We start from the raw sequence: 13,108 nt of genomic DNA, 5'->3' as shown, positions 1-13,108 counted from the left end.
AATGTATTATGGATATCCTTATTACTCCCCATACACGATTTCGACGGCTCGACGTGAACACAAGAATGAAGACATGTCACAGATGATCACAAGACATATGAGCATCGCGGAGGAGATTCAAAGAAGGATCAGCAGCATCGATGAGAGGTTTGGCCGAATCGAAAAAATGATTCAGGAACGCTTAAAGTGACCGGAGCGGGCCGAATCAACTTCTGATTAACCCCTCCTGATTAATTATCATCACATTGGTTGGTCCGTTATGAAGGCGGAACCGTGGCGGGTTCTGCAAAATGCCTGATTCCTGAAACCCGCCGTGCCAACTTGACATAAAACACCCTTACTTGGTGGTGGAAGCGATCGAAGTAAGGGTGTCATTTTTTGGATTTGATCGCAAAAGGGTTCGGCAAACACGGCGATGAGCGGGAAACCGGCTTTCAGCAGGTACCGGAGAAAGGTGTTTTTTTTGCCGAATATTGCGAATCTCAATTTTCGGTTGACACGGCAGTGGATCCTTCGTATAATGTTTTTTGTCGATAAGAAATATGAGGATATGCCGAAGTGGCGGAATTGGCAGACGCGCACGACTCAAAATCGTGTTCCCAAAAGGAGTGTGGGTTCGAGTCCCACCTTCGGCACCAGTAAAACCAGGGAGAACGATCCCTGGTTTTTAATTTTCATAAAAATTTTCTTGTTGACAACACGATTTCTCCATGTTAAATTATATCTTGTTTCTGAAAATGATTGTTTTTGTATTTTGCCGGGACGTGGCTCAGCTTGGTAGAGCACCTGGTTTGGGACCAGGGGGTCGCAGGTTCAAATCCTGTCGTCCCGACCATTTTCAATTCACCTATTCGCTTTTTAAATCCATATAACGGGATGTGGCTCAGCTTGGTAGAGCACCTGGTTTGGGACCAGGGGGTCGCAGGTTCAAATCCTGTCATCCCGACCACATAGATAAATGAAGGAGACCCGGCTCGGAGGTCTCCCAAAGGTTGTTGGCAATCAAGGTCAACAACCTTTTTTTGTTTGGATCGCCTTTTCGGAATCATCAACGAAACCAGCTTCCATCCAATGATGGATTGGTGTGTCAGCCTGATCAGTAGCCAAAAGAGTTCCGGAAACATGGTGTTATGAACGTTGGGCTATGTCACAACGATGTGCTTCCGGTTATTCTGCATGGAGGATTATTTTGGCTCCTTTTTGCATGTCCATTAGTGAATGGGAAATGATGGGGTAATCTCCCTTTTCCTTGACAACAAATTCGACGATTGCGCTCCCACCGGGGGGAATGGTCACGGTTTGTTGCCCATGGAGCATGTCAGCGGGGTTTCCGTTTAGGTAGACACGGTCGAAGACTGCACCGATGACATGAAAAGCTGAAAAATGATTGGGACCGGCATTCACAATTTCCAAACGGATTCGTTCCCCGTTTCTGGCTGCAAGAGGTTTTTGCATGCTGAAATCTTTTCCGTTAAACACAACAGCTTGCGGAGTTCCGTTTTGCAGGGAATTAGAATTTGATTCATCATACCATTCGCTCTGTATCAAGGTGAACGTGCGATCCACTTGATTATCTGTCGGGTAACCGGATTTCGGTTTTACGATAATCATTCCAAACATCCCGTTTGCCACATGTTCCAACACCGGTTCAGTGTCACAGTGATACATGAAAATTCCGGGTGTATCCGTTGTATAGACAAATTCGCCTGACTTATTCGGCAGTACATTGGCAAAGTTTTTGGAAGGTGAGGCATTGACAGCATGAAAATCGACAGAATGAGGCATATTGGGGTCCAGGTTTTTAAATGATATGTGAAGTGTATCCCCCTGATTTACCTTTAAAATTGGGCCCGGAACCGTTCCGTTAAATGTCCAGGCCTGATGAATTATACCTGGGGCGATTTTCAGTTTTGTAACCTGAGCGGTCATTTGGATATACACATTATGGCCTTTTCGATGAATAACAGGTTTGATCGGATGTGAATATTTTTCTGTTTTTTTCGCGTATCTTATTGTCTGGTTCGAAGGATTAGTCGGCTCTTCGGTATTTAATGGGAAAAAATATAGTAATAAAAGTGTCAGGACTGTTGCCACAACACCTAATGCCAAAATATATTTTTTTCGCATCTTTATTCCCTTCTTCAAACTGGTTTATCTCATTCGTGTATGTGAAATGATGATCATATTGCTTTAACATCAATTGTTTATTATTAATACATACTATATTTTAAGGAGGTTGAAATCATCTCATTATGATACAAATCACATACTGAGTCAGGAAAAGGCTCCAGCACCTCCAGCACCAAACGTCAGGGGTGGCAAGACTTTATCCAGACGGATGTTCTTTCTCTCCGCTGCGTTTGGTGCTTTTGCTTGGCACTGTTTTGAAGAGAGATTGGTTGCAACAACCGGTGGGTACAGGTGTACATGAAAAAGGTTCTGATTAATTTGTCACTTTTAAAATCCCAATGATTTTTTGGCTTCGGGTGAAATCTTTTCAGGAGTCCATGGTGGATCCCAAACAACTTCGACCTCAACGGATTGAATCGCCGGATGCAAACTCAATGCCGTTTTGACACCGTTCGAGAGCGTGTCATGAAGCGGGCAGCCAGGAGTAGTGAGGGTCATTTTGATAAACACCTGATTGTCCTTGATATCAACATCGTAGATTAATCCAAGGTCGACGACGTTAATCCCCAATTCCGGATCATACACATCTTTGAGCCGTTCAATAATCTCTTCTTTGGTTACATTCATTCTTGATACATCCCCAATCAGTTTTTAAATACCAATCCGATTAACAAGATATAAAACAGACTGAATAACAAAAACAGAATGAAACCCCCATTAAAAAGAAACGATGAAGAGACAGCCATTCCCAGTGTGGTTGCCAAAAATGAGCAAGCGACCCCGTTAAGTCCCCAACGCACACGTTTTTCATCAATCATCTGGTGAAGCAGGGGAACTTTTTCTTTCCCTACATGAGAGCCATATTTAAATGTCCACCATAAGAACGGTACGATTTTGGACAGGTATCCGATGATCGTGAAATAAACCCAACCCCATAAGCTGATCCAGATACTCATGATGAAGATTTCCTGCCCCGGAATGAAGAAAACAGCCCCGGCCAATAAGAGAAGATATAGAGCCATGAGGGCATTGATCTTTACGGTAAAGGCGACTCCGGCTCCCGGATTTTTTTTGATTCCGGATTGACGGATCTGATACGTGGCATAAACAAAGGACAGGAAAGCCAACGCGAGCAAAACGACAGGAAATCTCAGAAAGAGATTATCGAGGCCGCCCAATGCGCTCCCCGTTCCCAGAAGGATTGCGAGGTTAAGGAGAACCAAGGCGGTTTTTTGTGCTTTTACGGGGTAGTTGTGAGAAATGGAAAACATCGGTAACAACTTATAGGTGAATCCCATGATCAGGTTTCCAAACCATCCGACAGCACCAAGCCAAATATGGGTCAACAGCAGATGATTATGGTTCACTCCCAATTGTCCGTTTGCAAAATCATAGCCCATAAGCATTCCGGTAAATCCCGTCAACATCAAACTGATGGACGCACAAAGAACATGAATTGTAACCGTGTTCCATTGCTTTGCAGAAACCAGTGTGATGACAACATTTACGGCGAAGAGCAAGATTGAAAGGAAAAGTATTACGGCAAAACAGGCGATCCAATTCGGATTAAATCGTGAAAAACCGAGGATCAGCCCCAGATGGCCGATCATAAACAAACAGTAGTGAATAAAACCCATCCATTTGCTAAAGAGCGATCGATTAACGACAACCGGAACCAGCTGATAGACTGCTCCCATTGCCACCATTGAGGACCAGCCGAGTACAAAAAGGTGCGTAAAGGCCCAGCCCGACGGATACCTGGGAGCCGTAAAATTTATATCGGAAAGTGATACAAGTGAAAGCAGGCAAAAGACGACCATTTCAAGAATACCCGTAATGATAAAGAGCAAAGGGAGCTTAAGAGATGATGCATGGCTCTGAGATTGCAGGTTTGCAGGACCGACAGTTGTATTCATAAAATGTTTCACTTCCCGTTGGAATGTGATTTGTAAATCGTAACTTCAGCAGAGCCATCATCTTTTTGATCGATTTTATAGGAATAGCCAAGACTATCCAATTCCTCCAGCAAATAAACGGGTACCCGATCATTCCATATTACAACCTGATCGCCCGGTTTGGCTTTTTCCAGTTGATTCAGCGTTCGAACCATGGGTTCTGGCGGAATCAGGCCGCGATTGTCAAGCCGGTGGATTTTTGGTTCCGGGTTGGTGCTGTCAGCAGAGATGTTTTCGTTGGCAGGAGATTCCCGTCCTTCTTTGTTCTTATAAAAAATGCAAATCCAATGATCTGCCTCTTTTTTTGTTGTTTCGCAGGCATATCCTTTTAATTTTAAAATGCGAATCAATGGAACCGGTTTAAAAGTTGTATGCAAAATCAGGCGATCTCCATCCTTTAGGGATTGAACAGCATCCATAATTTTTTTAAAGGGCTCTATTTTTTTTCTCAAGTCCTCGCGGACGTCCAGTTCGATGGATCGTAGTTCTTTCTGGTTCATTTCTCATTCCCCTCCTTTTGCCTATACTATAACGCAATGATTTGGGAAAATTTTGTGACCAAGATCACATCTGATTTTTTTCAGTGAAAGTGTTAAATATCACAGAAATTTTTTAGAAAGGTAATTTAAGATTGAATCAAAATTTATGAAAAGGAGTGAATGGAATGAGCGAAAGTTTTAAAGCAACAGTTGATGCCAGAGAATACCCGCCGCGGGACAAGCATCGTGTCATTTTTGAAACATTTGATAGTTTGAAATCAGGGGAGACAATGTTGTTATTGAATGATCATGACCCAAAACCCCTGTATTACCAATTTCAAATGGAAAGGCCGGACGGTTTTGGATGGGAATACTTGGAGGAAGGACCTGAGGTTTGGCGTGTAGCGATCAGCAAGAAAGGTTAATCCTGAAGTTCATCTGAAAAGGATATCCTTTTCAGATGAACTTTTTTTGGCTAGGTTCAAACTGTGGATTTTGTGTGAACAAACTTCTGTATGTGAAAATGATCACATATATACTCGTTTGCCGGGCTTATATTGGCTATAGAAACCTGGGAGTACGGGAGTAAAGTGATCAGGGAGATTTTCCGTTTGTGGGAGTTTTTTTAATGTATGACATTACCTGATTATTCAATGAGTTGGAGTGCGATCTTTTTATAGTTTGGGAGGGTTGAAACAATGCAAATGGTCAGGATCGAAGAAAATCATTCTGGAAAAATGAAGGTTTTAGATTTTAACAAAGGAGAGGTCATAAATATTCGGTTAAAATCAGGTGAAACCATTCCCCGTCATTATTTAAACTCTGATGCAATTATTTTTTTGATTCGCGGGGAGATCATGTTTAGTGTATATAATCAGCGGTTCAGGCTGAAACCGTGTTCATTGCTGCAATTAAGCCAATATGAAATTTATGAGATGGAAGCGATTTTTGATACGAGTTTGCTTGTGTTTAAAATTTAATTGTGAATGGGAATCCAAAGAGGATCGCTTAAATTTTCCGCCGGGAAATTCGCCCGATCGACCAGGCGGAAATATTCCCCTCTTGCAGACCAGTAGTGACGTGTACGAAATATTGATGAAAATTCTAGAAAATTCATTCTTGTTGATAAACCATTCATCCAATGCCGTGGCTGGTAAATCCCCCCCTAGAAGTCTGATCATAAAGTTGTGATCATCTTAAATTCGTTTTCATCCGGGGTGTGAAAATAAATCGACAGAGCATATGGATTGTTTGCTCATACGTAAATTGATTCAACGAGCCCCGATCACGGCCGTTTCCGCAAGATGTTTCAATCTTCTTGCCCGAGGTGTATTCATTGATGCCGCCGGGATATTCAGTTCCGCTGATCGTTATTTCCTGGTTTCAATCCTCTTGCTAGAGGTGTATTCATTGATGCCATTGGGAGAGAGCAGTATTATGTCGGGAATTTTACGGGTTTCAATCCTCTTGCTAGAGGTGTATTCATTGATGCGGCGTTCATGAGATCCTTTCTGATTATTGAGTTTGTACGTGATTTTCCGAACACCTTTCTGATTCATCCGGGTTTCGGACCGTTTTGACAGGATCTTCTCCATTCAAAAAGTCTGATTCCCCTTTGTTTTTGCGACCTTTGGCGTTTCCGAACATCCCTTCGATCTGTTTCGAAGCTTCCGGTGTTCGCAAATGATGGCAGGGATCTTCTTGCAGCACCTTACTGCTAATATAGCAAATGAGAAAACAAAAAAACAGAAAAGGGCAGAATTTTTCACTTTTTATTTTGAGATAACCGGTTCCGCTTGAAGATCCAAGTGAGAACAATCCGGATACAAGTCTAAAGGAGACCCGGCAACAGGTCTCCTTTTCCATTCAGTTTGATGTTTGGGAAAGTGTTGGCAATAAATGATTTTGAATCAAATGCGCCACCGCGTTGTCGTTATTGGAAGGGAGGATCAGCTGCGCATGGTTTTGCGCCTGAGGGTGGGCGTTTTTTACGGCAGCGGGCAAACCGGCAATCCGGAACATTGAAAGGTCATTTAAATGGTCCCCGACGGCCGCCGCCTGGCTTGGAGAAAGCCCGAGGGTTTTTAACACTTTCAGTAACGCATTCCCTTTGGAAGCTCCGGCTGGAAGAATTTCGAAATAATGATCCGCGGACAAAACGCAGTCGATCGGCAGATGGCTGTTCGCCCGGGACCATTGAACCAGTTCTTTCATCTCTTCCGTGTCTGCAACCGCGACCAATTTGACACAAACCACATCGTCGGGAAGAGAAGCGAAAGAGGGGAGCAGCTCAAGGGAAAAATCGGCATCGCTCCAGGCTTTGGTCAGTTCCCCGACCTGAGTGCCGTAGATTTTATCCGTACCGTAGACAAAAATATCAACCGATGAGGGCAATTTTTGCTCCAAATCCTTTAGAATAGATAGCATAAGCGAACGGGAGATCAAACAGACCGGATTCAATTGTCCGGTTGCCGGGTCGTAGATCATCGCTCCGTTATACAAAATGACGGGACAAGTCAGCTGCAACTGTTCGATGAATTTTATGCTTTCTTTGTAACTGCGCCCGGTAGCCAGTGTAAAGATCCCGCCATTTTCGCGGAACAGAGCAATGCTGTCTCTATTTTCAGCCGAGATTTCTTTCGAATCATTGAGAAGGGTGCCATCCAGATCAGATACGAGAAAGGGGTAAAACAATGATTTCATAAGTTCTGATCAACTCCTTTGCAATGCAAGTATAGCGAATTCGGATGAAGCGGGAGTTGAGGTTTTGTTCAATTATGGCAAAGTGATATGATTCCAAGAAGTATATCATAATTTTTCAGTTTCATATAGGGGAAAATTTGCTTAGGGGAAGAGTAGCATGGATTTACAAATGATCTTTCAACGGTATCGGAATTGCCGGATGTGTCCTTTACATACCCGCCGGACGCAAGTGGTAATCGGAGAGGGAAATCCCCATTCTCCGCTGATGATTGTCGGGGAAGGGCCCGGGGCGGATGAAGACCGGCAGGGGCGCCCCTTTGTCGGACGGGCCGGGCAGCTGTTAAATAAGATTTTGCAGGCGGCGGAGATTCCGCGGGAGGAAATTTATATCACCAACATTGTGAAATGCCGCCCGCCGGGCAACCGAACACCGCATGATGAGGAAATGGCCACTTGTATTCAGATTTTGCGCCAGCAATTTCTGGTGATTCGCCCCAAAATCATTGTCACTTTGGGATCGGCGCCTACCCGTGCCCTCATCGATCCCAGGGCGCGCATCACCAGAGTCAGGGGGAAATGGGTGGAGAAAAAAGGGGTTCGCTTTATGCCCACCTTTCATCCGGCTTATCTGTTGCGCAATCCGGCTGCGAAACGGGAAGCATGGGAAGATTTCAAGCAGATTCGCGACGCGTACCGGATGGTGCTGACACAAGAGAGAGGAGGAGGGCCAGCCAGATGGAAAGATTGAGTCAGATTTTGACACGAATTGATGGAAAAGGATACAAGGCATATAAGGATATTCAGGGAGAATACCGCTTTGGGAAATTCACCCTGTTTATTGACCACGTTCAGGGGGATCCGTTCGCTTCGCCTTCGCGCATCCGGATCAGAGTATCGCAGCGGATCACGAAACACCGTCCGGAATGGCTGAAAAACGCCTTGCGGCAGACAGCGCTGGAAGACTGGTGGGTGCGAAAATGGGCGGAGCGCATCGGACGTTTTTCCCGCCGGACAACAGGGACGGGGAAAAGCGGGCTGATTGCGATTGACCGTCCGGGCCAGCAGATATTGAAACGCGCGGCCGCGGTGGTTACTGCTGATCATCTCGAGGTGCGCCTTTCCGTCGGGTTGCCGGCTCGGGGCCGAACCGTGCTGGGAAAGCAGGCCCGGCAAATGCTTCTTGAGGATCTGCCGCAACTGGTGGATGAAACGTGTATCCTGCGGGAAGCGGATTTCCGCTCCATTGAAGCCAGAATGCAACTGGTCGACAACCAGCAGGCCATCCGGGAGGAGATGGACAGGAACGGCTGGGTTTCATTTGTGGCCGACGGTTCAATCCTGCCGCGAAAAAGCGGCATCAATGACCAGCCGCTCAGAGGCGAGTCGGTGATTCCGTTCAGAACCCCGCCTTCCTTTAAAGTGTCGATTGCCGTGCCGCATGGTGCCCCGATCACGGGGATGGCCATTCCGCGAGGGGTTACGTTGATTGTCGGGGGTGGTTATCATGGGAAGAGCACCCTCTTAAAAGCCATTGAACGGGGGGTTTATCACCATATCGAGGGAGACGGGCGGGAATATGTGCTCACCGTTCCCGATGCCGTCAAGATTCGCTCCGAAGACGGGCGGCGGGTGGAAAAAGTGAATATCTCCCCGTTTATCAGCCGGTTGCCTTTTGGGAGAGCGACGGAGCGTTTTTCTACAGACGATGCGAGCGGAAGCACTTCGCAGGCGGCCAATATCATGGAAAGTTTGGAGATGGGTTGCTCCTGCCTGTTGATGGATGAGGATACCAGTGCCACCAACTTCATGATTCGCGATGCCCGAATGCAGGCGTTGGTCAGCAAAGGAAAAGAGCCGATCACTCCCTTTATCGACAAAGTGCGCCAGCTGTATGAAGAAAAGGGAGTTTCGACGATTCTGGTCCTGGGTGGATCAGGTGATTACTTTGATGTCGCCGACCATGTGATCATGATGGATCACTATACCCCCTGTGATGTAACCGAAGAAGCAAAGGACATCGCCCGGTCTTATCAGCTTGCGCGTAAACGGGAAGGCGGGGAATCTTTTGGTGAGGTGACGCCCCGGTTTCCGCTGGCGGAAGGATTTGATGCCCATAAGGGAAGAAAGGAAAAAGCAGATGCCTTGGGCCTTGATACGATCCAGTTGGGCACCGGCCGCATTGATCTTTCTGCATTGGAACAATTGGTCGATCCCAGCCAGACGAGAGCGATCGCCCAGATCTTGCGCGTGCTGGGAGAGAAAGTGGACGGGAGCAAAAGTTTGCGCGAACTGATTGATGAGGTGTTTGCCGAGTTGAAGCAACAGGGCTTTGATGCGATTTCCCCGTATCGACGCGGGCATCACCCGGGTGATTTGGCCTTGCCGCGCAAGCTGGAAGTGGCGGGTGCGGTCAATCGCTTGCGTTCGCTCGAAGTGAGAGGAGAATAGTGAATGGATGAAGTGATCGTGTATACCGACGGTGCGTGTTCGTACAATCCGGGCCCCGGTGGCTGGGCAGCCATTTTGTTGCATGGGTCGCGCCGCAAGGAAATTTCCGGCGGGGAACGGGAGACCACGAACAATCGCATGGAGCTGACAGCCGTGATCCGGGCCTTGGAAGCCCTGAAAAAACCGTGCCGGGTGAAGGTACACTCCGACAGTGCCTATATCGTCAATTGTTTCAAGCAAAAATGGCATGTTAAATGGCAAAAAAACGGCTGGGTGACCGCCAGTAAAAAGCCGGTCGAAAACAAAGACCTGTGGCAGCGGCTGCTCGAACTGATGAAACAGCACGAGGTTGAGTTTATTAAGGTGAAAGGGCACAGCGACGTGGAATTAAATAATCGTTGTGATGAATTGGCCCGGGCTGCTGTTCCCAGATGAGGGTATGCAAACCGACCGATTGGTGTTATGATGGAATGTTGGATGTTCGATCAAAAATAAGGAGGTGGTACAGGTGAGACCCGACCAATTGAAGCAAAAATTGATCGAAAAAGCCAGGGAGATCGGAATTGACAAGATCGGTTTTGCCAGCGCTGACCCCTTTGTTGAACTGAAGGAGCGGCTCAGGGAAAGCCGGGAAAAAGGTTATGCTTCCGGATTTGAAGAACCGGATTTGGAAAAGAGGGTATGCCCCGAACTCTCATTGCCCCAGGTCAAATCGCTGATCGCGATTGCGCTCGCCTACCCCTCCAAATTAAAAAATCCTCCCCGTTCGGAACCGGGGGCATACCGCGGGATTTTTTGCCGGGCTTCCTGGGGGGAAGATTATCATGTCGTGCTGCGCGAGAAAATGATGCAACTGGAAGCTTATTTAAAAACGCTGGTGCCGGGTGTCCGGACGCAGGTTATGGTCGATACCGGCGCCCTGTCCGACCGCGCCGTCGCTGAACGGGCCGGAATCGGCTTTGTTGGCAAGAATACAGCGTTGATTACCGAGGAATTCGGTTCCTGGGTTTATCTGGGTGAGATGTTGACCGACGTTTACCTGCCGCCGGATGAGCCCGTTCTTGATGGGTGCGGTGATTGCACCCTTTGTATGGATGCCTGTCCGACGGGAGCGCTGGTCCAGCCGGGGCAGTTGAACGCCAAAAGTTGCATTGCTTATTTGACGCAAACCAAAGACTTGCTGCCCGATGCCTACCGGACAAAGCTGGGAAACCGATTGTACGGATGCGACACCTGTCAAACGGTCTGCCCCAAGAACCGCAAGCTGCATTTTGACCATCATGAAGCGTTCCGGCCGGATCCCGAGAAGGTAAAGCCGCTTTTAAAACCCCTTCTCACGATGAGCAATCGCCAGTTTAAGGAGAAATTCGGCCCGATGTCCGGTTCATGGCGGGGCAAAAAACCGATTCAACGGAACGCGATTATTGCCCTGGCTCATTTTAAAGACCGGACTGCGATTCCGGACCTGATTTCCCTTCTGCACGAGGATCCCCGCCCCGTCATTCGCGGCACTTCCGCCTGGGCTTTGGGGAGAATCGGAGGCGAGGAAGCCAGACAGGCATTGCTGAAGGCGAAACAGAAGGAACAGGAAGAAGAAGTATTGGCGGAAATTGATAAAGGATTGGACATGCTTGCGGAAGAATGCATCTGAAAGAAAAGCATGTGAAAAAGCGGCGTGATTTTGCCCCTTGAAGATGAAAGCTGCCCGTTTGCCGGGGCAGCTCTTTTTTTCTTAATAAAAGCCGCCCTCAATTGTGCGCAAAATCGGCGGGTTCAAAAAGGAGGGAGGATCGTTTTTCATCAATCATTGGATACAAAAGGATAGCGATGGATCAAAAACGAACTGATGATAAAGCAAGCAAATGCGAAAATGAAGTTGTATAATAATTGATTCCAATAGACAGATAGATGAAAAATACCATCCTGAAACATATCGAAAAATGACGGAAACATAACAGGGGAAAATTCTCTCAGGAAGATGCCTCGGAGAGATCCGACTCCCAGTATTAAAATGATTATTGTGATTATGATATGAAACGAAACTGAGTTTTTGAAAATCAAAGATGTCATTTGACTGAAAATGGAGATGGCGATCATGCCGGTAACAAGGATGAGAAAGATAAACATCATCAGGATGGGAGGGTCGAATTGCAATTTTAATGTCTTTAAATAAAACGATTGAGCAAAAGAGCTCCAACTTTTAGCTGCCGGGAAAAATAAAAAACCTACGATCAAATGGACAAACAAATACCATGTACAATACAGGATCACGATAATAGCAGTGGAAATGATCTTGGAACCCCACCACCCCTGACGCGACTTTATACGCGTAAGTACAAAAGTATCAAAGCCTCCTGTGACCCCCGTCAGATCGTACAGATAGAAAAAAATCGGAGAAATCATGCTGAACCATCCGATGAATTTCCATATGTGATCATGCGCAAAAAGCCCACCCGACGAGATCACCAAGTAGTCCCAGAGATTGGGGGATAACTGTGCTGCACTTGCAGTCACATGAAGAAAATTCACCTGTGCAAGAGCAAGAACGATAAATAAAACGGTTGTTATTAACAGATTTTTCAAACGAAGAACAAGTAACAAATTCAAGTGAATCAGTGTTTTCATACGATCCATCCTAAATTGATCGAGTTAAATTGATTCGTCTGAACAGTAATAATCCCAACAGGACTGAGAAAGTAAAAAGAAGAAAATGATATGTAAGTGACCAATGAGTCGTAAATCCAGGTGTGTTTACGATTAATTTATTTGGATACTGAGATAAAAACATCATCTGAGAAGTTGGGAACCATTTCTCAATTTCCCTCATTTTTAACCAAGCAACATATGACAGGATATTCATAAATGCCCCTGTTCCCCAAGTGAACACAGTGTTTCGCAAAATCAATGAAACCATAAGCAAAAATGTTCCATAAGCGGTTAAACCAAAAATATATAAACATTCGATCATGATCAGTACAAATGATGGAGAAGTCTCCTCTGTAAACAGTGAATGGGAACTCCATGTAAAATCAAGCGGCAAACCTGAAAGCAAACCTGAGATCAGATATATAACAGTACATATCATTGTAAATAAAAAAGCACAGACAAATAAGACGCAGATTTTAGCCAGTAGCCAGGAGAGCCTGGATCTGGCACGTGTCAAAATTAATCCCGCATACCCATTGTTAAGATCACTCAGGATTAAATCCGCAACGAGAATCAGAAAAATGGAAGGAAGCATTACCATACAATTAAACTGTTGTGTCAATGCATTTATGATGTAATCCAGTACGTTCAGTGATTGAATTCCATTTCTGCGAGAGAAAAAAATGACAAAAGAAAAATGATCACAAACACAACTAACCAGCGCCATTTTCGACGATAAAACAGCTG

Annotated in this window: 13 protein-coding genes and 3 tRNA genes; 10 read left to right on the top strand and 6 right to left on the bottom strand. The window is 45.9% G+C overall.

Going from position 1 to position 13,108, the window contains the following annotated elements:
• Position 1: 1 nt before the first annotated feature.
• The 4 genes from I8U19_RS06440 to I8U19_RS06425 all read left to right on the top strand — a co-directional run bounded on the left by I8U19_RS06440 (position 2) and on the right by I8U19_RS06425 (position 949).
• On the top strand, positions 2 to 190 hold the full coding sequence (locus I8U19_RS06440; protein WP_033100860.1) for a hypothetical protein: 189 nt from the start codon (positions 2 to 4) through the stop codon (positions 188 to 190).
• A 362-nt stretch (positions 191 to 552) separates the two neighbouring features.
• Positions 553 to 638 (top strand) — tRNA-Leu (locus tag I8U19_RS06435).
• Between the two features lie 120 nt (positions 639 to 758).
• Positions 759 to 835 (top strand) — tRNA-Pro (locus I8U19_RS06430).
• A 37-nt stretch (positions 836 to 872) separates the two neighbouring features.
• Positions 873 to 949 (top strand) — tRNA-Pro (locus I8U19_RS06425).
• 218 nt (positions 950 to 1,167) lie between these two features.
• On the opposite strand, the gene I8U19_RS06420 is transcribed toward I8U19_RS06425, so the two are convergent.
• The 4 genes from I8U19_RS06420 to I8U19_RS06405 form a co-directional block, all read right to left on the bottom strand.
• A complete protein-coding gene (locus I8U19_RS06420; RefSeq protein WP_198055491.1) occupies positions 1,168 to 1,941 on the bottom strand; it encodes a multicopper oxidase domain-containing protein in 774 nt (257 codons plus the stop codon).
• A gap of 516 nt (positions 1,942 to 2,457) precedes the next feature.
• Positions 2,458 to 2,757, bottom strand: coding sequence for a metal-sulfur cluster assembly factor (locus I8U19_RS06415; protein ID WP_198055490.1), 300 nt, complete (start codon positions 2,755 to 2,757; stop codon positions 2,458 to 2,460).
• 17 nt (positions 2,758 to 2,774) lie between these two features.
• Positions 2,775 to 3,827, bottom strand: coding sequence for a hypothetical protein (locus I8U19_RS06410; protein ID WP_198055489.1), 1,053 nt, complete (start codon positions 3,825 to 3,827; stop codon positions 2,775 to 2,777).
• A 227-nt stretch (positions 3,828 to 4,054) separates the two neighbouring features.
• Positions 4,055 to 4,585, bottom strand: a complete 531-nt coding sequence (locus I8U19_RS06405) for a DUF2249 domain-containing protein (protein ID WP_198055488.1) — start codon at positions 4,583 to 4,585, stop codon at positions 4,055 to 4,057.
• 164 nt (positions 4,586 to 4,749) lie between these two features.
• Between I8U19_RS06405 and I8U19_RS06400 the strand changes: the two genes are divergently transcribed.
• Both I8U19_RS06400 and I8U19_RS06395 read left to right on the top strand, forming a co-directional pair.
• Positions 4,750 to 4,989: a DUF2249 domain-containing protein gene (locus I8U19_RS06400; protein WP_198055487.1), complete on the top strand. Its 240-nt coding sequence runs from the start codon at positions 4,750 to 4,752 to the stop codon at positions 4,987 to 4,989.
• Between the two features lie 273 nt (positions 4,990 to 5,262).
• Positions 5,263 to 5,544, top strand: a complete 282-nt coding sequence (locus I8U19_RS06395) for a hypothetical protein (protein ID WP_033100865.1) — start codon at positions 5,263 to 5,265, stop codon at positions 5,542 to 5,544.
• An 886-nt stretch (positions 5,545 to 6,430) separates the two neighbouring features.
• Here I8U19_RS06395 and I8U19_RS06390 read toward each other — a convergent pair.
• Complete coding sequence (locus I8U19_RS06390; RefSeq protein WP_198055486.1) at positions 6,431 to 7,267, bottom strand: HAD family hydrolase; 837 nt, start codon at positions 7,265 to 7,267, stop codon at positions 6,431 to 6,433.
• Between the two features lie 157 nt (positions 7,268 to 7,424).
• Here I8U19_RS06390 and I8U19_RS06385 point away from each other — a divergent pair, with 157 nt between their 5' ends.
• From I8U19_RS06385 to queG, 4 genes are all read left to right on the top strand, one after another.
• Positions 7,425 to 8,015 (top strand): uracil-DNA glycosylase, encoded by a 591-nt coding sequence (locus tag I8U19_RS06385; protein WP_198055485.1) that lies wholly within the window; start codon positions 7,425 to 7,427, stop codon positions 8,013 to 8,015.
• Positions 8,003 to 9,715, top strand: coding sequence for an ABC-ATPase domain-containing protein (locus I8U19_RS06380; RefSeq protein ID WP_198055484.1), 1,713 nt, complete (start codon positions 8,003 to 8,005; stop codon positions 9,713 to 9,715). Before I8U19_RS06385 ends, I8U19_RS06380 begins: the two co-directional genes overlap by 13 nt.
• 3 nt (positions 9,716 to 9,718) lie before the next feature.
• Entirely contained in the window at positions 9,719 to 10,150 is a 432-nt protein-coding gene (gene rnhA / locus I8U19_RS06375) for a ribonuclease HI (protein WP_033100869.1), read from the top strand.
• Positions 10,151 to 10,223: 73 nt separating this feature from the next.
• Entirely contained in the window at positions 10,224 to 11,366 is a 1,143-nt protein-coding gene (gene queG / locus I8U19_RS06370; RefSeq protein ID WP_198055483.1) for a tRNA epoxyqueuosine(34) reductase QueG, read from the top strand.
• 984 nt (positions 11,367 to 12,350) lie between these two features.
• On the opposite strand, the gene I8U19_RS17625 is transcribed toward queG, so the two are convergent.
• Complete coding sequence (locus I8U19_RS17625; protein ID WP_152568536.1) at positions 12,351 to 13,088, bottom strand: DUF2705 family protein; 738 nt, start codon at positions 13,086 to 13,088, stop codon at positions 12,351 to 12,353.
• Positions 13,089 to 13,108 lie beyond the last annotated feature (20 nt).

Source organism: Thermoactinomyces sp. CICC 10523 (genome assembly GCF_016055105.1).
Taxonomy (GTDB): domain Bacteria; phylum Bacillota; class Bacilli; order Thermoactinomycetales; family Thermoactinomycetaceae; genus Thermoactinomyces_A; species Thermoactinomyces_A daqus.
This window is presented reverse-complemented; position numbering and strand designations above follow the sequence as displayed.